General features: G+C 69.7%; 16 protein-coding genes. 9 read left to right on the forward strand and 7 right to left on the reverse strand.

The annotated features are described in order from the left end of the window. Positions 1-14: 14 nt before the first annotated feature. The 4 genes from AC07O8_RS14755 to AC07O8_RS14770 all read right to left on the reverse strand — a co-directional run bounded on the left by AC07O8_RS14755 (position 15) and on the right by AC07O8_RS14770 (position 6,086). Positions 15-1,361: an extracellular solute-binding protein gene (locus AC07O8_RS14755; protein ID WP_495048745.1), complete on the reverse strand. Its 1,347-nt coding sequence runs from the start codon at positions 1,359-1,361 to the stop codon at positions 15-17. Then, a complete protein-coding gene (locus tag AC07O8_RS14760; protein ID WP_495048746.1) occupies positions 1,358-2,251 on the reverse strand; it encodes an MOSC N-terminal beta barrel domain-containing protein in 894 nt (297 codons plus the stop codon). The genes AC07O8_RS14755 and AC07O8_RS14760 overlap by 4 nt, the downstream gene beginning before the upstream one ends. Before the next feature lie 40 nt (positions 2,252-2,291). Continuing rightward, complete coding sequence (locus AC07O8_RS14765; protein ID WP_495048747.1) at positions 2,292-3,695, reverse strand: glycoside hydrolase family 30 protein; 1,404 nt, start codon at positions 3,693-3,695, stop codon at positions 2,292-2,294. Between the two features lie 120 nt (positions 3,696-3,815). Continuing rightward, the gene (locus AC07O8_RS14770) at positions 3,816-6,086 is read right to left on the reverse strand and encodes an aminotransferase class V-fold PLP-dependent enzyme (RefSeq protein ID WP_495048748.1); all 2,271 of its coding nucleotides are present in this window, start codon (positions 6,084-6,086) and stop codon (positions 3,816-3,818) included. A 103-nt stretch (positions 6,087-6,189) separates the two neighbouring features. On the opposite strand from AC07O8_RS14770, the gene AC07O8_RS14775 reads away from it, so the two are divergent. After that, on the forward strand, positions 6,190-6,651 hold the full coding sequence (locus AC07O8_RS14775) for an Lrp/AsnC family transcriptional regulator (RefSeq protein WP_067283033.1): 462 nt from the start codon (positions 6,190-6,192) through the stop codon (positions 6,649-6,651). Positions 6,652-6,669: 18 nt separating this feature from the next. On the opposite strand, the gene AC07O8_RS14780 is transcribed toward AC07O8_RS14775, so the two are convergent. Then, the gene (locus AC07O8_RS14780) at positions 6,670-7,311 is read right to left on the reverse strand and encodes an NrsF family protein (RefSeq protein ID WP_297524603.1); all 642 of its coding nucleotides are present in this window, start codon (positions 7,309-7,311) and stop codon (positions 6,670-6,672) included. Then, complete coding sequence (locus AC07O8_RS14785) at positions 7,308-7,853, reverse strand: sigma-70 family RNA polymerase sigma factor (protein WP_495048749.1); 546 nt, start codon at positions 7,851-7,853, stop codon at positions 7,308-7,310. Before AC07O8_RS14785 ends, AC07O8_RS14780 begins: the two co-directional genes overlap by 4 nt. Before the next feature lie 176 nt (positions 7,854-8,029). Here AC07O8_RS14785 and AC07O8_RS14790 point away from each other — a divergent pair, with 176 nt between their 5' ends. The 8 genes from AC07O8_RS14790 to AC07O8_RS14825 all read left to right on the forward strand — a co-directional run bounded on the left by AC07O8_RS14790 (position 8,030) and on the right by AC07O8_RS14825 (position 17,510). Beyond that, the gene (locus AC07O8_RS14790; protein WP_495048750.1) at positions 8,030-8,308 is read left to right on the forward strand and encodes a BufA1 family periplasmic bufferin-type metallophore; all 279 of its coding nucleotides are present in this window, start codon (positions 8,030-8,032) and stop codon (positions 8,306-8,308) included. A gap of 13 nt (positions 8,309-8,321) precedes the next feature. Beyond that, the gene (bufB, locus tag AC07O8_RS14795) at positions 8,322-9,170 is read left to right on the forward strand and encodes an MNIO family bufferin maturase (RefSeq protein WP_495048751.1); all 849 of its coding nucleotides are present in this window, start codon (positions 8,322-8,324) and stop codon (positions 9,168-9,170) included. Further along, a complete protein-coding gene (locus AC07O8_RS14800) occupies positions 9,167-9,970 on the forward strand; it encodes an HvfC/BufC N-terminal domain-containing protein (RefSeq protein WP_495048752.1) in 804 nt (267 codons plus the stop codon). Before bufB ends, AC07O8_RS14800 begins: the two co-directional genes overlap by 4 nt. Then, on the forward strand, positions 9,967-10,452 hold the full coding sequence (locus AC07O8_RS14805; protein ID WP_495048753.1) for a DoxX family protein: 486 nt from the start codon (positions 9,967-9,969) through the stop codon (positions 10,450-10,452). Before AC07O8_RS14800 ends, AC07O8_RS14805 begins: the two co-directional genes overlap by 4 nt. Before the next feature lie 164 nt (positions 10,453-10,616). Next, complete coding sequence (gene groES / locus AC07O8_RS14810; RefSeq protein WP_297524612.1) at positions 10,617-10,907, forward strand: co-chaperone GroES; 291 nt, start codon at positions 10,617-10,619, stop codon at positions 10,905-10,907. Positions 10,908-10,958: 51 nt separating this feature from the next. After that, positions 10,959-12,596 carry a chaperonin GroEL gene (gene groL, locus AC07O8_RS14815; RefSeq protein ID WP_067277666.1) on the forward strand — a complete coding sequence of 546 codons (1,638 nt, stop codon included), beginning with the start codon at positions 10,959-10,961 and terminating at the stop codon, positions 12,594-12,596. Between the two features lie 249 nt (positions 12,597-12,845). Continuing rightward, positions 12,846-14,978: a DUF1631 family protein gene (locus AC07O8_RS14820; RefSeq protein ID WP_495048754.1), complete on the forward strand. Its 2,133-nt coding sequence runs from the start codon at positions 12,846-12,848 to the stop codon at positions 14,976-14,978. A 207-nt stretch (positions 14,979-15,185) separates the two neighbouring features. Then, positions 15,186-17,510, forward strand: a complete 2,325-nt coding sequence (locus AC07O8_RS14825) for a patatin-like phospholipase family protein (protein WP_495048755.1) — start codon at positions 15,186-15,188, stop codon at positions 17,508-17,510. On the opposite strand, the gene yihA is transcribed toward AC07O8_RS14825, so the two are convergent. Next, positions 17,507-18,154 carry a ribosome biogenesis GTP-binding protein YihA/YsxC gene (gene yihA, locus AC07O8_RS14830; RefSeq protein WP_495049098.1) on the reverse strand — a complete coding sequence of 216 codons (648 nt, stop codon included), beginning with the start codon at positions 18,152-18,154 and terminating at the stop codon, positions 17,507-17,509. The two genes, AC07O8_RS14825 and yihA, sit on opposite strands and share 4 nt — an antisense overlap. Positions 18,155-18,373 lie beyond the last annotated feature (219 nt).

The raw sequence follows: 18,373 nt of genomic DNA on the forward strand, positions 1-18,373 counted from the left end.
TGTCTGTGAGGTGTTCAGCGCTTCGCGCGCCGCTGCAGCAACTGCTCGGCATCCGCGAGCGCCAGCTTGATCGTCTTCTGTCCGCGCAGCACCTTGTCGAGCTCGGTCTGCACGACCTCCTCGGCGAACTTGGCCTGCTTGTGCACCGGCAGCGCCGTGATGCGCAGCGCGTCGTCGCGCCACAGCAGCCGTGCGCGCTGACCGCCGAGGAAGTCCATCGGCTCGCTGAAGAACGGATCGTCGTGGACGTCCCGCAGCGCGGGGAAGGCGTCGTAGGACTTGAAGGCCTGCAGCTGCCGCTGCGGGTTGAGCGTCATCAGCTGGATGAAGTCCCATGCCAGACGCTTGCGCGACGGCGCCGACTTCCTCGCGATCGCGTAGAAGGTGCCGCCGTACGGCGCATGCGCGCCGCCGGGCAGCGAGGACGCCCGCCACAAGCCCTTGGTCTCCGGCGCGATGAAGGCGTTGAGCTGTCCCACCAGCCACGCGCCCGACAGCTCCGTCGCCAGGCGCCCCTGCTTGAAGCCCGCGCCCCAGTCGTTGGACCAGGCCGGCACCTTCGCATCGAGCCCCTTCTGCCGCGCGCGCAACGACACCTCGAACGCGCGCTCGAAGCGCGGCGAGTTCACCAGCACGCGCGACTCGGTGTCGAAGTAGATGCCCTCGCCCGGCTTCAGGCCGTCGGCGATCAGGATGTCCTTGATCTCCTGCACGTTCGCGATCAGGTAGGCGCCGGTGCGGGCCTTGATGCGCTCGCCGGTCGCGACGTAGCCGTCCCAGCTGCGCGTCAGCTCCTCCGGCGCGACCTCGGCGCGCTCGAGGATGTCCTTGCGGTAGAGCATCGTGCCGGGCCCGATGTCCGCGGGCACCGCGACCACCGCGCCGCTGCGCGCCACCGCCTGGTCGTAGGCATACGGCACCAGCCGTTGGCGGAAGGCCTCGATGCCGAACGGCGACTGACGCAGGTCCTCCAGCCCGCCGCCCTGCGCGAAGCGGCCGACGAAGCTGGACTCCAGCGCCATCACGTCCGGCAGCCCCACCGCCGTCGACAGGGCGGTCGTCATCGCCGTGTGGTGGTCCGAGTACTGGCGCATCAGGATGCGCAGCTCGACGTCGGGATGCATCGCCTGCCACGCGGAGATCGCCGCCTTCGCGATCTCGTCCATCAGCGGGAAGGCGGCGATGGTCAGCACCTCGCGCGTCTGTTGTGCCAGCGCCGGCACCACGAGCACGCCGGACCACGCCGGCGCGGTCATCGCCGCGAGCATCCCGCGGCGGGTGAGCCCCTGCGGACTGTGCCCGTTGGGCTCGTCGGGCCCATTGCGCCCGTGACGCCCCTGGCGCTCGTCGTGCGCGCTCAAAAGTCGAGCTCCATCGTCAGGACCGTGCTTTCAACCAGCGATCCGCCCGGCGGCGGCTGGAGGTAGACGCCGAAGCGCGAGGCCTCCCCCGGCCAGCGTTGCGCGCTGAGCTCGGCGATCGCCGCGTCGAGCCCGGGACTCACCTCGCCGGTGTCCGGATCCACAGTCGGCACGATGCAGCGCTCGCTCGCCGAGGCGTAGGTCATGCGTCGCCACCAGCCCTCGCCGTCGCGCCAGACCAGCTGCAGCAGATGTTCCTCGACGAACGGCACCAGCGCGTCCTGCAGGCCGCGCAGCACGAGGTTGGGACGCAGCCGACGCACGTCGATGCAGTCGTGCCGATGCGCCGCGAGCAGGTCGTTGAGCTCGACGACCGACCCCGTGGAGACCGCATGCAGCGCGTTGGGCGCCGTGGCCAGCATCGATGGGCGCTCGAGCTTCACGAGGCGGAGATCGTCGCCGGTGACCTCGCGCAGGAACTGCGCTGCCACCGCGCCCGCATCGCGGCCCGGATGGATCACCATGCGGCGCTCCTCGGCATTCCAGATGAGCGCCTGCGTCGCATCGCCTTCCGCTTCGCGCGCCAGGCGCAGCGGCTGCTGTCCTTGCGCGCAGAGCAGCAGCGCGTCGGCCAGCAGCTTGGGTTGCAGCAGCGTCAGCTTCGGATGCGATCCGAGCCAGGCGAGCTCGCCCCGCGCGTCGACGACGATCCACTCGCGGTCGCCGACGATGCGGCCATCCCCGTCGAAGCGCAGATCGGACACGCGCACGCCGGCGCAGGACTTCACCGGATAGACGTACAGCGCCTCGACGCAGGCGTAGGCCGTCGACGACGCGCTGGCGCGGTCTCCGTCGGTGGCGGTCCCGGCACGCGTGCCGGTCATGGCCATCGCGGGCGCAGTGAGGGGGGCAAAGTGGCCCACGTCGACCTCAGCGCGGCAACACGTAGGTCGCGATGCAGCGCGGCGGCAGCGCCGCGACGCCCGCCTGCCCATCGATCCGCAGCGAGAAGCGGTGCGCCCGCTCGCTGCGGTTCATCACGACGACGGCGATGCTGCCGTCCTCGTTGACCGCCGCGGTGCATTCGAGGTCCTGGCTGCTCGCCGAGCACAGCACGCGGAAGGCGCCTGGCTGGATGAAACGACTGAAATGGCCGAGGTAGTCGTACGAGCTCTGCGGCATCAGCCGGTTCTGCTCGCGGTCCGCGAGCATCGGCGCGCTGCACAGGTTGCCGACGTGATTCGGACCGCCCGTCTCATCGAGCAGCAGGTTCCAGTCGATCCAGCCCACCGTCCAGCGGTTCAGGTCGTTGAGGATGCTGCGCCCATAGCGCTCGCCGGTGTTCCACGAGCCGATGTGCGGTCCGCCTTCCTGGCAGCCTTCGGTGAACAGCAGCTGCTTGTCGGGGTACGCGTCGTGCAGCAGGCCGACGTGGTCGAAGTGGTCCTCGACGTACCAGTGGAAGCCGCAGCCCCACACGTACTTCGCGGCCTCGGGGTCCGAGTACACGACGTCCGCGCGCTGCACCATCTGGTCGCGGTTGTGGTCCCAGATGACGACCTTGATCCGCTGCAGCCCTGCCGCATGCAGCGCCGGCCCGAGGTGATCGCGGACGAAGTCGCGCTCCTCCTCCGCGGTGTAGACGCAGGAGTCCCAGCGTTGCACCGCGTCCGGCTCGTTCTGCACGGACACGCCCCAGACCGGCACGCCCTCGGCCTCATAGGCCTGAATGAACTTCACGTAGCACTGCGCCCAGGCCTTCGCGTACTGCGGCAGCAGCTTGCCGCCGTTGTTCATTTCGCCGTTGGTCTTCATCCACGCGGGCGGGCTCCACGGCGACACCAGCAGCTTCATCGGCACCGGCGCGACCTTCATGGCCGCCTGGATCATCGGCAGCAGCGCGCGGCGGTCTCGGTCGATGTTGAAGTGCGTCAGCGCCTCGTCGCCCGGCACGTCCGCATGCGCGTAGTTGCCCAGCGAGAAATCGCAGCTGTTCATGTGGACGCGGTTGAACGTGTAGCCATGGCCCGCGTTCAGGTCGAAGTAGGCCCGCAGCAGGGCGTTCGCCTCGGCGGGCGGCAGCTTCTGCCAGGTCGTCGCGGCGGCTTCGGTGAATGCGCCGCCGAAGCCTTCGATGCGCTGGAAACGCCGCGCGCTGTTCACGACCAGCTTGGGCATGCCGGCGATCGCGGCATCGGCCATCAGTTGCGCCACCGGCTGCAGCGCCAGTTCGGGCTGCGCCGCCAGGCGTGTGGAACTGGCCAGGTCCGCGCCTTTCGCGGACAGCGTCCATCGCAGGGACGCGCGCGCGCCCGCTGAAGTTGTCTCCGTCATCGAACTACCTTTGTTGTCGTGTTCAGGCCAGCGCTTGAAAGCGCTTTCATGACGCGAGCATAGAGGCAGTCGGGACGACGGTCAATTCAGGGATGGCCCGGAGGCCTCACACGGCCGCGTTCAGATCGCGATGGCGTCGAGCACCGTGGCGGTCCGTGCGGTCGGCCACAGCGCCAGTCCGCCGGCCAGGCTCCACGCCTGCCCGTGGCCCAGCCGGCGCAGCGCCCGCGCCGCCTGCGCGCTGCGGTTGCCGCTGCGGCAGAAGAAGATCACCGGCGTCTGCTCGGGCAAGGCACGCCAGCGCGGCAGCGCATTGACCAGCGTCGACAGCGGCACCGCCTCGGGGGCGAGCTCCTCGGTCGGGCTCATGCGCGCCTCGTAGGCCTCGCGGACGTCCACCAGCACCGGCTTCGGTCCGAAGCCGTCGCCCAGCAGGGCCTGCAGTCCGGCGACGTCGAGCTCCACACGCTCGGTCGTGCGCGCGCAGTCCACGCGCGCGCCGCAGGCCATGGTCTGGTATTCGGTCGGCGCGAGGTCGTGTTCCAGCACGCCCTTGCCGATCGCGAAAGCCTCGGCGCTCAGGCGGCCTTTCAGCACGCCATCGAGCAGCGGCTGCGCGCCGCATTCCACGGCGAGGGTCGTCGCGAAGCGGTCGTCATAGTCGTGGCCGGGCAGCAGCAGGCCGTGCAGGCCGACGTTGCGCTCCAGCGTCTTCAACGACGGACCGAAGGCTGCCGGCGCGCTCTGAGCGAAATCGCTGCGGCCCAGCGCCCCCGGCATCACCGTGTCGCCGACGAAGGCCGCGATCAGCTCGCCGCCCGCGTGAAGCAGATAGGCGGTGGAGTCTTCCGTGTGACCCGGGATCGCGAGGCGCGACAAGCGGTGTGCGCCGAGCGCGATCACCTCGCTGCCCTGCGGCCATCCCAGCGCATCGACCCGCTCGGGCAGCGCCTCTTCCGCCAGCAGGGTCGTCATCGCGTCCCGCAGCGCCTGCGCCGACGATGCGTGGTCGCCGTGGCTGTGCGTATCCAGGATCGCGGCCAGCGTCAGCCCGCGACAGCGCATCCACTGCGCCAGCGTGCCGGTGAGTTCCGGCAGCGGATCGACGACCACGCAACGCTGGCTCGGCACGTCGGCGACGACGTAGCAGCACGCGCCGTCGACGGCGAAACGCGTGAGCAGGTCCGGCGCCTGCGGGGTCTCGTTCGGCGCGGGCGTCTGGCAGGTCGCGCGCAGCGACTCGCCGCAGGCGCGCAGGCGTCTGCAGGCTTCATCGAGGGTCGACTCGGCATCCGCCGCGCCGAAGGACAGGCGCACCGCGGAGCCGGCGCGCCAGGCCGGCAGGCCCATCGCCTGCAGCACATAGCTCGGCGCCGCCTTCGACGCGCCGCAGGCGGATCCGCCGCTGACGCGCAACCCGGCGGCGTCGAACAGGTCGAGCAGCAGCTTGGCGCTCAGCCCGGGCACCGAGACGTTCAGGGTCGTCGGCAGGCTGATGTCGAACGGCGCGTTGAACACGACGCCGGGGAAGGCTTCTCGCAGGGCATCGGCCAGGCGCTGGCGGCGATCCAGCAGTTGTCCCAGCGAGGCGAACACGCCGCCGCCCTCGAGCGCTTCCAGCACCGCGCCCAGCGCCGCGATGCCGGCCATGTTCTCGGTGCCCGAGCGCTGCGCGCCCTCCTGCCCGCCGCCGGCCATCAGCGGCGTGAACGGGGCGCCCTCGCGGACGTACAGCATGCCGACGCCTTTCGGCGCGTAAAGCTTGTGGCCGGAGAACGGCGCGTAATCGATCGCGCGCTCGCCGAGCAGCAGCGGCAGCTTGCCGAGCGCCTGCACGCCGTCGACCAGCCAGAGCGCGCCGCTGCCGCGCAGTGCCTCGGCGATGCCGTCGAGGTGGCTGATGACGCCGGTCTCGTTGTTGGCGGCCATCGTGCAGACCAGGCCCGCGGAGGACGCGTTGGCGCGCAACCAGGCCAGGTCATGGCGGCCGTCCATGCCGACGGGGATCGCGACGACCTCCAGGTCCAGGCCCAGCAGCCCGTTCCAGTGGCGGAGCGCCTCGGGGACGGCCTTGTGCTCGGTGGCGCCGTAGAGCAGGCGCGGGGGGATGGCCTGGCCGGCCTCGCGGCGCTGGCGCAGGGCCGTCAGCGCGGACAGCACGGCGGTCTGGATGCCCTCGGTCGCGCCGCTGGTGAAGACCAGCCGGCCGCCGGGCGCGCCCAGCACGCGTCGCGCGGTGGCCCGGACCGCGTCGAGCCGGGCCCGGGCCTTGAGGCCGCTGCCGTGGATGCTGCTCGGGTTCCCGAACGCGTCCGCCATCACGGAGAGCGCGGCATCGCGGGCCTGCGGCAGGACGGGGGTGGTGGCGTTCGCGTCGAGATAGATTTCCATGGTCGTTGATTGTCAGAATTCACGCTTGGAATCCACGTGCAAAATCCATCCTTTCTTGGCCGATTTCGGCAATTGAATTCCAAGATTGGCTGACATGACGAAACTGGATTCCATCGACCGGAAGATTCTCGATGTCCTGCAACGCGACGCTTCCGTGCAGGTGAGTGAGCTGGCGGCAGAGGTCGGCTTGTCGACGACGCCCTGCTGGCGCCGGGTGCAACGGCTGAAGGAGTCGGGGGTGATCACTCGCAACGTCATGCTGGTGGACCCGAAGAAGGTGAACGTCGGGGTGACGGTGTTCGTGTCGGTGCGGACGAACGTGCACTCGCAAGCCTGGTTCGACCAGTTCCGCGCGGCGATCGAGGCGATCCCGGAGGTGGTCGAGTTCTACCGGATGAGCGGGGACGTGGACTACCTGCTGCGCGTGGTGGTGCCGGACATCGCGGCCTACGACCAGGTCTACCGCCGGTTGATCGCGGGGACGCAACTGTCGGACGTCAGCTCCAGCTTCGCGATGGAGGAGCTGAAGTTCACGACGGCACTGCCGTTGTCGTACATCGCGTAAGGGTCGGGCCTCCGGCCTTCACCATCTCAGCCAATGCCGACCCGCGAGCGCGCCCAGCGCCGCCGACATGCCCATCCCGAGCACGTACCAGATCGCGACGAATGGCGCGGCCATCTCGGGGCAATGCAGCGAGTAGACACACGCCCCCACCGCGCCGGCCAGCCAGCCGGCCGCCGCGCCGGTGAGCACGGGCCGCGTCGGCGCCAGCCCGCGCAACGCCCATAGCAGGCCGACGCCGATCGGCAGCGCCGTCGCCGTCACGTTGAACACGCAGACCCGCCACGTCGTGCCCAGCACCAGCGGCAGGCGGGCGCCGGGCTCGGCCATCCAAAGCACCACCGCTGCCCAGATCCACAGCAGCGACACCGGCAGCCACACGCCCAGCCACCAGCCGTTCATCCGCGCGCCGGGGTGACCGAGACGGAACACGACGACCAGGCCGGTCGCGGCCACGGCCAGCGGCATCGCCACCTTCTGCCAGAACGCGGGCATGCCCATCACCTCGGCCAGGTCGGCGCGGATGCCGAACGCCCCTTGCACCCATGCCAGCGCCAGCGCCACGCCCACCAGCAGCGCGACGGCGAAACGCCGCTCCCCCGTGTGCGTCGGCACCGGGCCGGCGTCCTGCGCCAGCAGTCCGATCAGGTCGTCCGTCTTCATGTCATGTCCTTCCACAGCCGCGCCAGCGTCTTCAATCCCCGATGCACGCCGACCTTCACCGCCGACTCGCTCAAGCCGGTGAGCTGGGCGGTCTCCTGGACCGACAGCCCTTCGACCTTCGTGTGCAGGATCGGCAGGCGCTGGTGGGTCGGCAATTGATCCAGCAGCCGGCTGAGGTCGCGGCGGGAATCGCCCGCCTCGTGGTCGGCGGTCGCGAAGACCGCCAGGTCGTCGTCGAGCGGCTCGTTCAGCGCCTCGTGGCGCTCACGCCGTCGCCAGAGGTCGACCAGCTTGTAGCGCGCGACCGCGTGCACCCACGCCGTCAGCGGCTCGCCGCGGCGGTAGGTCTGGCGCTGCGCATGCACGGCCATCAGCGTCTCCTGCACCAGGTCCTCGACCTCGTCCGGCAACTGCTGCAACCGGCGCCGGAAGTACCCGCGCAGCAACGCCCCCAGGCGCTGGAGGAAGCGGTGGTAGGCCCCCGCGTCCCCGTCCAGCCCGGCCACGAAGAGGTCGTGCAACTCATGTTCTGTCGCGATCACGGGATCTATTCGCGTCATGGGGCCGGAAGGTTACAGGGGGGCTGAAAAAAAGATCCGAAAAATTTCCGTCGCCGCTGTAACCCCTCGCCGCCGGGCTGCGAACTAGCTTGCGGGACGTGACGGACAGACCGCCGCTTCCGACCCTCAACCCGCATCCAACGCACAAGGAGTGCCCCATGAAGTCGACCACCCTCAGCCTCGCCCTCGTCACCCTGACCGCCCTGTCCGCCTCCGCGATGGCGCAGGACGCCAAGCCCGCTGCCGCCGAGAAGGAACGCTGCTACGGCGTCTCGATGGCCGGCAAGAACGACTGCGCCGCCGGCCCCGGCACCACCTGCGCCGGCACCGCCAAGATGGACTATCAGGCCAACGCCTGGAAGTACGTCCCCGCCGGCACCTGCACGACGATCAAGACCCCCAAGGGCATGGGCATGCTGGCCCCGGTCAAGTCCTGACCCTCGCGCGGCCATGACACACGCGCTGGGCGCCGGTCTGGGCTTCAAGCCCGAGTTCGCGGAGGACGCGCTGGCCGCGCGCGATCCCGGGCTCTGGTTCGAGGTCCATCCCGAGAACTACCTCGTCGCGGGCGGACCGCGCCTGTCGCTGCTCGAAGCCCTGCGGGCGACCCATCCGCTGTCGCTGCACGGCGTGTCGATGTCGCTGGGCGGCACGTCCCCGCCGGACGCGGACCACCTGCGCCGCCTCGCCGCGCTGGCGGACCGGCTGCAGCCGGCGCTGGTGTCCGAGCACCTAGCGTGGAGCCGCTTCGGCGGCGCCTATGCGCCGGACCTGCTGCCGGTGCCGCGCACGACGGAGGCGCTGCGGCATGTCACCGCGAACCTCTCCCGCATGCAGGACGCGCTGCAACGCCGCGTCGCCATCGAGAACCCCACGCATTACCTGACCCTCGCGCACGAATGGGGCGAGGTCGATTTCCTGCATGAGCTGGTCCGACGCTCGGGCTGCGGGCTGCTCGTGGACGTGAACAACGTGTTCGTGTCCGCGAGCAATCTCGGCATCGACGCCGCGGCCTGGATCGATGCGATCGACGGCGACGCGGTGATGGAGATCCACGTCGCCGGCCATCGCGCCGATGCCAACGCCGCCACCGGTCTGCTGATCGACAGCCATGACGCGGCGGTCGCGGCACCGGTCTGGGCCTTGCTCGAGCGACTGACCGCGCGCATCGGTCCCCGACCGACCCTGCTCGAGCGCGACGGCAATCTGCCGCCTTTCGCCGAACTGAGTGCCGAGCGCAGTCGCGCGCAATCGGTGCTCGACGCCGAGGCGCGCGCGCTCCAGGAGGTGTCCGCATGACACGCGCCGCACCGTCAGCCGAGCCGACGGTCGAGTCGCTCGCCGGATTCCAGGACCGCTTCTGGCGTGCGCTCTGGGCGGAGCCGGAGGACGAGCTCACGCTCATGCGCCTGGGCGCGGCGGCGCAGCCCGGCTTCGCCGTCTATCGCAACACCGTGCTGAAGGGCTGCGCGGACGCGCTGCTGTCGCTGTATCCCTCGGTGCACCGGCTGACCGGCGACGCGTGGATGCAGGCGGTCGCGCTCGACGCCGTGCGCGCCGACCCGCCGTCGGGCGGCGACCTCCAGCACTACGGCGAGCGCTTTCCCGCGTTCCTCGACAAGGCCCTCGCGGGCAGCGGGCTGCCCTGGCTCGGCGAGGTCGCGCGCCTGGACCGGCTCTGGAGCGAAAGCCACGTCGCCGCCGACGCGCCGGTGGTCGACGTGGCGACGATCGCCGGGCTCGATCCCGAACGCCTGGCCGCCTCCCGCCTCGTTCCGCATCCGGCGGCGCGCTGGCGCTGGTGCGGCGACTGGCCGGCGTTCAGCCTGTGGGACGCAGCACGCGCCTGCTCACCCGATCCGAATCCGCCGCACTGGCAAGGCCAGGGCGCGCTGCTGACCCGCCCGTCGGGCGCGGTCGTCGCGCTCGGCATCGATGCCGCCGCGTGCGCGCTCCTCGACGCCTGCGCCGACGGCGCATCGCTCGGCGAAGCCCTGGACGCCGTCCAGGCCCGTTTCCCTGCCTTCGATCCCGGCGCCGCGCTGGGCCGCCTGCTCAATCAAGGCGCCTTCACCGGCGTCATGGAGATCCCGTCATGAACACGCTCACTGCCACCTCCCCCGCCGAGACCGGCTCGCCCTGGTCGCTGCCCGCCCTCCGGCAGCGCCTGGAGCGCCTGATCTCCCACGACCTCATCGCGCTGGCCTGCCGTTTCAGCATCGCCGGCGTGTTCTGGCTGTCCGGCCGCACCAAGGTCGAGGGCTGGTTCACCCTGACCGACACGACCTTCCTGCTGTTCCGCCAGGACTACGCGCTCCCGTTGATCCCGCCGGAATGGGCTGCCTACCTGGCCACGGGCGCGGAGCACCTCCTGCCGATCCTGCTGGTGCTGGGGCTGTTCACGCGGGTCGCCGCCCTGGGCGTGCTGGGGATGACGGCGGTGATCCAGACCTTCGTCTATCCGTCGGGCTGGCCGACCCACCTGAGCTGGGCGGCGCCGATGCTCTACCTGCTGGGTCGGGGCCCCGGCCGGTGGTCGCTGGACCATGTATTCGGCTGGGGTGTCGGCAGACGCCCTTGAAACGTCGACGTCCGTCCATATAATCTCCCTGCTAGCACTCGCGATGGTCGAGTGCTAACAAGCCCCCAGGCCCTGGCCGAGGGGCTTACTTCTTGTGATGGGCTGGCTGGCGCTGAGCGCACGGCGGGCCCTTGAAGCAAGTCTGCATTAGTCAAGGAGATCTGATGAAACTGCGTCCTCTGCACGATCGCGTGATCGTTAAGCGCCTGGAAAACGAAACCAAGACGGCCTCCGGCATCGTCATCCCCGACAACGCCGCCGAGAAGCCCGACCAGGGTGAAGTGCTGGCCGTCGGCCCGGGCAAGCGCAACGACAAGGGTGAATTCATCGCCCTGAACGTCGCCGTCGGCGACCGCGTCCTGTTCGGCAAGTACAGCGGCCAGACCGTCAAGGTCGACGGCGATGAACTCCTCGTCATGCGCGAGGAAGACCTGTTCGCCGTCATCGCCAAGTAATCGGCGACCGCGACAGACTTTCATCCAGATAGAGATTTCGGAGAGATACACATGGCAGCAAAAGACGTTGTCTTCGGCGGCGAGGCCCGTGCCCGCATGGTCGAAGGCGTGAACATCCTGGCCAACGCGGTCAAGGTCACGCTGGGCCCCAAGGGCCGTAACGTGGTGCTGGAGCGCTCGTTCGGCGCCCCCACCGTCACGAAGGACGGTGTCTCGGTCGCCAAGGAGATCGAGCTCAAGGACAAGCTGCAGAACATGGGCGCCCAGATGGTCAAGGAAGTCGCTTCCAAGACCTCGGACAACGCCGGTGACGGCACGACCACCGCCACGGTCCTGGCCCAGGCCATCGTCCGCGAAGGCATGAAGTACGTGGCCGCCGGCATGAACCCGATGGACCTGAAGCGCGGCATCGACAAGGCGGTCACCGCCCTGGTCGCCCAGCTGAAGGCGGCCTCCAAGGCCACCACGACCTCCAAGGAGATCGCCCAGGTCGGCACCATCTCCGCCAACTCCGACGCGGACGTCGGCGAGATCATCGCCAAGGCGATGGACAAGGTCGGCAAGGAAGGCGTGATCACCGTCGAAGACGGCAAGAGCCTGGACAACGAGCTCGACATCGTCGAAGGCATGCAGTTCGACCGCGGCTACCTGTCGCCGTACTTCATCAACAACCCGGAAAAGCAGTCGGCGATCCTGGACAACCCGTTCGTCCTGCTCTACGACAAGAAGATCTCGAACATCCGCGATCTGCTGCCGACCCTGGAAGCCGTCGCGAAGTCGGGCCGTCCGCTGCTGATCATTGCCGAAGAAGTCGACGGCGAAGCGCTGGCGACCCTGGTCGTCAACACGATCCGCGGCATCCTGAAGGTCGTCGCCGTCAAGGCTCCGGGCTTCGGCGACCGCCGCAAGGCGATGCTGGAAGACCTGGCCATCCTGACCGGCGGCAAGGTGATCGCCGAGGAAGTCGGCATGTCGCTCGAGAAGGTCACGCTGGCTGACCTGGGTCAGGCCAAGCGCGTCGAAGTGGGCAAGGAAAACACCACCGTCATCGACGGCAACGGCTCCAACGACGACATCCAGGCGCGCGTCAAGCAGATCCGCGTCCAGATCGAGGAAGCCACCAGCGACTACGACCGCGAGAAGCTGCAAGAGCGCGTGGCCAAGCTGGCCGGCGGCGTCGCCGTCATCAAGGTCGGTGCCGCCACCGAAGTCGAGATGAAGGAAAAGAAGGCCCGTGTCGAAGACGCGCTGCACGCCACCCGTGCCGCCGTTGAAGAAGGCATCGTGGCCGGCGGCGGCGTCGCGCTGCTGCGCGCCCGTCAGGCCGCTGGCGCCATCAAGGGCGACAACGCCGACCAGGACGCCGGCATCAAGCTGATCCTGAAGGCCATCGAAGCCCCGCTGCGCGAGATCGTCTACAACGCCGGTGAAGAAAGCTCCGTCGTCGTCAACACCGTGCTGGCCGGTTCCGGCAACCACGGCTACAACGCGGCCAACGGCACCTACGGCGACATGATCGAGATGGGCATCCTGGACCCGACCAAGGTGACCCGCACCGCGCTGCAGAACGCCGCTTCCGTGGCCTCGCTGATGCTGACGACCGAGTGCATGGTCGCCGAAGCGCCGAAGGACGAGTCCGCCGGCCCGGCCATGCCCGGCGGCATGGGCGGCATGGGCATGGACATGTGATGTCCGCCTGAGCCCGGCGCACGGCCTGCGGGCCACGCGCCAACGCTCTGCAAAGGGGTCGCTTCGGCGACCCCTTTTTTCGTTCGCACGACGCGATCGTGTTGCGTCCGGATACGAAGTAGGCTCAGCCCTTGCCGCGCCCGGTGCGGCATTCACCCAGAATCGATCGTCCCCGCCGGCCCCAAGGCCGGGCATCCATCAGGTTTTCCCCATGTCGCACGTCCCCGTGCCCCAGGGGATGTCACCTGAATGTGGGGCGACCATAATGCGGCTGACAACTTGTCACAAATGATGGTCCAAGCGTCTTCGCCCTCCCTGCAGTCCCTGCTCGACGACATGATCGCGCATGTGCCCTCGCTGGCACACGCCGTCTTCAACGGCTTGCAGGACGAGCTCAAGAGCCGGCTCGAACATCACCAACTGCTGGCCGGATGGTCCAAGCGGCGCGCGACCTTCGCGGCCGACTTCGAAGGCTCGCTCACCATGCTGTTGAAGATCGCCCGAGACGGCGGCGATCCGCTGCAGCGAGAGCGCGCGCCCCAGCGCGGCGGCGACCTGTCCTTCAGCCTCGTCGACGAGAGCCAGGCCTTGAAGGACGTCGCGATCGCGCATGTGATCACCGCGATCGAGGACCAGTCCCGGGCCGAACTGCACCAGCTGGGCAACTTCTTCGCCGCGTTGCGCGGCATCGCGCGGCCGCTGAAGAACGACAACCCCTTGCGGGCGGCGCTGTTCGCGCAGGCGCTGGCGCGCGCCGTCGAAGGCGTGGACCTCGACGCCGACGGCCGCTACAAGGTGATGCGCCTGGCCGCGCATCCCTTGGCGATCCGGCTGCAGCCGATCTACACCCTCCTGTGCCAGAGCCTGAGACAGGCGCAGTTGAGCGGCATGCTGACCAGCCACGGGTCGGCGCTCAAGGAATCGGAACTGCGCCTGCGCCAGTTCAAGAGCCTCACCGACACGCCGACGCAGAACGCGACGCTGGACCAGGTCGCCATGAAGCTGGACCTGATGAACACGCGCGCGGCGGAGCTCGGATCGGCGCGTGCCGCGGCCGCGGCCGCGTCCTTGCCGGCCTCCTCCGCCGGCGCCTTGGCCTCGCCCCCGCCCAAGCTGGGGCCGGGCGTGGGCGCGCCGGGCACGGACCTGCTGTCGCGCCTGTACGACCAGATCCTGGCCGACGACAGCCTGCAGCCGCCGCTGAAGGTGCTGATGGGGCGCCTGCAGGTGGCCATCGTGCGCCTGTCCAAGGCCGATCCCACGCTGCTGCGTCGCCAGGACCATCCGACCTGGCAGTTGCTGAACCGGCTGGCCGCACACGGCGCGGGTTTCCAGCGCAGCGACGATGCGGAACTGAAGGCCTTCCTGCAGTTCCTGGAGCGCGTGATCCAGCCGCTGCTGGACAGCGCGCATCCGTCCGCGCTGCAGTTCCAGCAGGCGCTGACCGAGGTCGACACCCACATCCGCGCGCAGGCCGAGGCCCGCGGCCAGCGCAGCGCCGTGGCGCTCGAGCGCCTGGACCGCGAGCAGCGCCGCCAGGAATGGCAGCGGATGCTGCGCGACCAGCTGCAGCACCAGCTCGACGACGCGCAGGCCGGCAAGCTGATGCGGCGCTTCCTGCTCGGCCCCTGGGTCGAGGTCATCGCGCAGGCGATGGTCCAGCACGGTCGGGACGCCTCGGAGCCGCAGACCTACATCGAACTCGTGGACGCGCTGCTGCACAGCGTCGCGCCGCAGCCGGACGAGGCCGCCCGCGCTCGGCTGCGGGGCCAGTTGCCGGACCTCGTCCGCGCGCTGGACCGCGGCATGGATGCCATCGCCCTGCCGGCGATGCAGCGGCAGACGTTCCTGGATGAGCTGATGCGCCAGCACGGCCGCGTCCTGCGCGGTCAACCGGCCGTCGAGGAGGCCGTCCCGGCGGCGCCCTCGCCGCGTCGTCCGGCGCAGACGTCCGAGGAACTGCTGCAGCAGCTGCTCGACGAGCGCGAGTCCCAACTCCCCTCGCGCTGGGCCTACGAGCGCGTCGACCGCGGCCAGCTGCCGACGGTGCCGGTGGCGCTCTACAGCGAGGCGCATTCGCCCCACGCCCACGCGGCGTTGCAGGACTGGATCGCCGGCGTGCACGTCGGCGGCTGGTACCACTTCTTCCATCAGAGCGAATGGATCACCGCGCAGATCGCGTGGATCAGCGACAGCCGCCAGATGTTCCTGTTCGTCGGCCAGGTGGCGGATGAACGCCACTCGGTGACGCGCGGCGCGCTGGAACAGCTGGTCGCCAACGGGCTGATCACCGAGCTGGAAGACGAACCGCTGCTGCAACGCGCGATCGGCACCCTGATGCTGGACCTGGACCGGGCGCCCCCCAACGGCAACGATCGCTGAGGGCCATCCGCCGGTTCGATGGGCGGTTCGATGGCCGGTTCGATGTCGCGTTCGATGTCGAAGCGGTTCGGGTCACAATGCGCCCGCCCCGCGCCGTCGCCGCGGGCCAGTGCCGCCAGTCCGATGTCCGCCGTGTCCCGAGATCCCTTCGCCCGCTCCCGTCCCGACCGTCCCGACCGTCCTGCACGCCCGAGCGCCCTGTGCCGCGTGCCGCGGACCCTCGCGTCGACGTCGCTGCCGGCACTGCTCATGGCGCTGACGGCGCTGATGGCGCTTGCCGCGCCCGCCGCCCTCCTCGCCCAGACGGTCCCGCCCAATCCCCCGCCCGGTCCGGTGGCGACCCCCGCGGCCGACCAGGCCCGACGACCCAAGCTCGGCTTGGTGCTCTCAGGCGGCGGCGCGCGCGGCCTGGCGCACGTTGGCGTGCTGAAGGTGCTCGAACGCGAGCGCATCCCGGTCGACATCGTCACCGGCACCTCGATGGGCGCGATCATCGGCGGCCTCTACGCCAGCGGCATGACCGCCGAGGACCTGGACCGCGAGCTGTCGCGGATCGCCTGGGACCGGCTGTTCGCGAGCCGCGTCGACCGCCAGGACCTCTCGCAGCGCCGCAAGGAGGAGGACTTCGAGTTCTCCGCGACGATCGAGTTCGGCCTGCGCGACGGCGAGGTCCGCGTGCCCACCGGCACGCTTTCCAGCCGGGGCCTGGAGGCGCTGCTGCGCCGGCTGACCCTGCCGGTGCGCAACGTCACCCGGTTCGACCAGCTGCCGACGCCCTTCCGCGCCGTCGCCACGGACATGGAGAACGGCCGCGAACGCATCCTGGCCGAGGGTGATCTGGCGCTGGCGCTGCGGTCCAGCATGAGCGTGCCCGGCGTGTTCGCACCGGTGGAGTGGGAGGACCGCATCCTCGGCGACGGCGGGCTGGTCAACAACCTGCCGGTCGATGTCGCCCGCGAGATGGGCGCGACCCGGCTGATCGCGGTGAACGTCGGCACGCCGGTGGGGGGGCGCGAGACGCTGAACTCGCTGCTCGGGCTGACCGCGCAGATGATCAACATCCTCACCGAGCAGAACGTGCAGCGCTCCATCGCCAGCATGTCCGCCGGCGAAGACCTGCTGATCACGCCCAGGCTGGGCACGCTGACCTCGGGCGACTTCGACAAGGTGCGGGAGCTCATCCGCGCCGGCGAGGACGCTGCCGAGGCGCTGCTGCCGCAGCTGCGCCCCTACGCCGTCGACGAGCGGACCTACAAGGACTGGGAGATCGCGCGCATCGGCGCCAAGCCGCCGGGCGTGTTCATCGCCGCGGTCAAGATGGAGGGCTCGGACAACACCAATCCGGAGCGCTTCCGCAGCCAGCTCGAATCGAAGCCGGGCCAGCCCTTCAACAACGAGACGGCCGAGCGCGACATGCGCTTCCTCTCCTCCAGTGGCGACTACAACCGCGTGGATTACCACGTCGAGCAGCGCGCCGAGGGCGAGACCCTGGTCTTCAACATGGAAGACAAGCCCTGGGGGCCGAACTACTTCCGCGTCGGGATGGACCTGTCGACCGATTCCGGCGGCGACAGCTTCTTCAACCTGCGCCTGAGCCACAACCGCCACTGGTTGACCGACAAGGGCACCGAGTGGCGCAACCAGATCACGATCGGCGAGACGCCGCGGCTCTACACCGAGCTGTACCACCCGCTGGGCCTGAAGCTGGGCGTGGCCGACGACTGGTTCCTCAGCGCCTGGGCCGAGGCCAACCAGCGCAAGCAGATCGTCTATGACGACAACGACCCCGACAACGCCAGCCTCGGCCAGGCCCGGCTGGTCCGGCGCGACGCCTCCGTGGGGCTGGACGTCGGCCAGCCCTGGGGGCGCTGGGGCGAGGTGCGGCTCGGCGTGATCAGCCAGATCCGGCATGCCAAGCCCGACCTGATCACCGTCGCGACGCCCGCGATGGGCAAGCTGCGCTGGACCAGCTATGAGCGTGGCTTCCGCTTGCGGACCGTCGTGGACCAACTGGACTACGCGAACTTCCCGCAGCACGGCTACCGCTTCACCGTCGAGGCGCAAGGCGGCCGCCAGGACAACCGCAACCTCAGCAGCGGCCGCTTCCTGCGGCTGAACACGGACGGGAACGTGGTGCGCAGCTTCGGCGGGCACACGCTCAGCCTGTACGCGCGGGCCGTGGCGTCGCAGCAGCCGGACGACACGGGGCTGGGCGGCTACACGCTGGGGGGCTTCCACCAGCTGTCGGGCTACAACCCGAACCAGCTCAGCGGCAACTCGCTGCTGTTCACGCGGGCGACCTACTACCGGCGGCTGAACGACCAGCCCTTCCTGTCGCGCGGGTTCTTCATCGGCGGCACGCTGGAGGCCGGCAACACCTGGCTGTCGCGCCGCGACATCAGCATCAAGGACATGCGCTACGCGAGCAGCATCTTCCTGGGCTCGGACACGGGACTGGGGCCGCTGTACGTGGGCATCGGCTACGCGCCGCGCGGCGGCACCGCCTTCTACGTGTTCATCGGCCGGCCTTAAGCAGGCGTCGAGTCGCCTTCCGGGTTGTCTTCCTCGGCGTCGTCCTCGTCTTCGCTGACTGCAGCGCCCGGCGCGGCGTGCGCCCAATCGTAGATCACCTCGGCCACGTCTTCCAGGCCCTGCTTGCTCAGCGCCGAGAACAGCGTGACGGCGATGTCGGACTCGTCCGTCGCCAGCACGCCCAGGTCCTTCTGGACCTGCGCCAGGATGGCGGCGCCTTCCTTGCGATTGAGCTTGTCCGCCTTGGTCAGCACGACCAGCAGGCTGACCTCGCCCGCGGTGACGCGGTCGGAGACGAACTCGAGCAGTTGCTTGTCGAGGTCGGTCAGGCCCAGCCGCGAGTCGACCATCAGCACGACGCCCGACAGCGATTCGCGCTGGCCGAGGTAGTCGGCCATGACGCGCTGCCACCGCAGCTTGGCGTCGCGCGCGACGGCCGCGTAGCCGTAGCCGGGCAGGTCGGCGAACAGCGCGTCGGGCGCGTCGCGCGGGCCCACCGCGAACAGGTTGATGTGCTGCGTGCGGCCCGGCGTCTTCGACGCGAAGGCCAGGCGCTTCTGCTGGGCCAGCGTGTTGACCGCGGTGGACTTGCCGGCGTTGGAGCGACCGACGAAGGCGATCTCGGGCAACTGGCGCGGGGGCAGGTCTTGCGCGAGGGCCTCGCCGTCGACCGCCGCCTCGGATCCGGCGTCGGACCCCGCGTCGGCTTCGGGCGCGCCAACGTCGGCGTCATCCAGCGATTCGTCGTCGACCCCGTCGAACTCATCGAACTCTTCCTGGGCCTCGAGCGCCGCCTCGTCACGCGCCTGCGCGTCCGCCGGCAGCACGCCGTTGACCGGCAGGTGCTTGAGCTGGCTGGCCGT

The sequence above is a fragment of the Roseateles sp. GW821-FHT09G09 genome, from assembly GCF_059415965.1.

Excerpts from the sequence above, each read along its gene's own strand:
- AC07O8_RS14765 (WP_495048747.1), bottom strand. The coding sequence starts at position 3,695 with ATGACGGAGACAACTTCAGCGGGCGCGCGCGCGTCCCTGCGATGGACG.
- AC07O8_RS14770 (WP_495048748.1), bottom strand. The coding sequence starts at position 6,086 with ATGGAAATCTATCTCGACGCGAACGCCACCACCCCCGTCCTGCCGCAG.
- groL (WP_067277666.1), top strand. The coding sequence starts at position 10,959 with ATGGCAGCAAAAGACGTTGTCTTCGGCGGCGAGGCCCGTGCCCGCATG.
- groES (WP_297524612.1), top strand. The coding sequence starts at position 10,617 with ATGAAACTGCGTCCTCTGCACGATCGCGTGATCGTTAAGCGCCTGGAA.
- AC07O8_RS14780 (WP_297524603.1), bottom strand. The coding sequence starts at position 7,311 with ATGAAGACGGACGACCTGATCGGACTGCTGGCGCAGGACGCCGGCCCG.
- AC07O8_RS14760 (WP_495048746.1), bottom strand. The coding sequence starts at position 2,251 with ATGGCCATGACCGGCACGCGTGCCGGGACCGCCACCGACGGAGACCGC.
- bufB (WP_495048751.1), top strand. The coding sequence starts at position 8,322 with ATGACACACGCGCTGGGCGCCGGTCTGGGCTTCAAGCCCGAGTTCGCG.
- AC07O8_RS14805 (WP_495048753.1), top strand. The coding sequence starts at position 9,967 with ATGAACACGCTCACTGCCACCTCCCCCGCCGAGACCGGCTCGCCCTGG.
- AC07O8_RS14800 (WP_495048752.1), top strand. The coding sequence starts at position 9,167 with ATGACACGCGCCGCACCGTCAGCCGAGCCGACGGTCGAGTCGCTCGCC.
- AC07O8_RS14790 (WP_495048750.1), top strand. The coding sequence starts at position 8,030 with ATGAAGTCGACCACCCTCAGCCTCGCCCTCGTCACCCTGACCGCCCTG.
- AC07O8_RS14820 (WP_495048754.1), top strand. The coding sequence starts at position 12,846 with ATGTGGGGCGACCATAATGCGGCTGACAACTTGTCACAAATGATGGTC.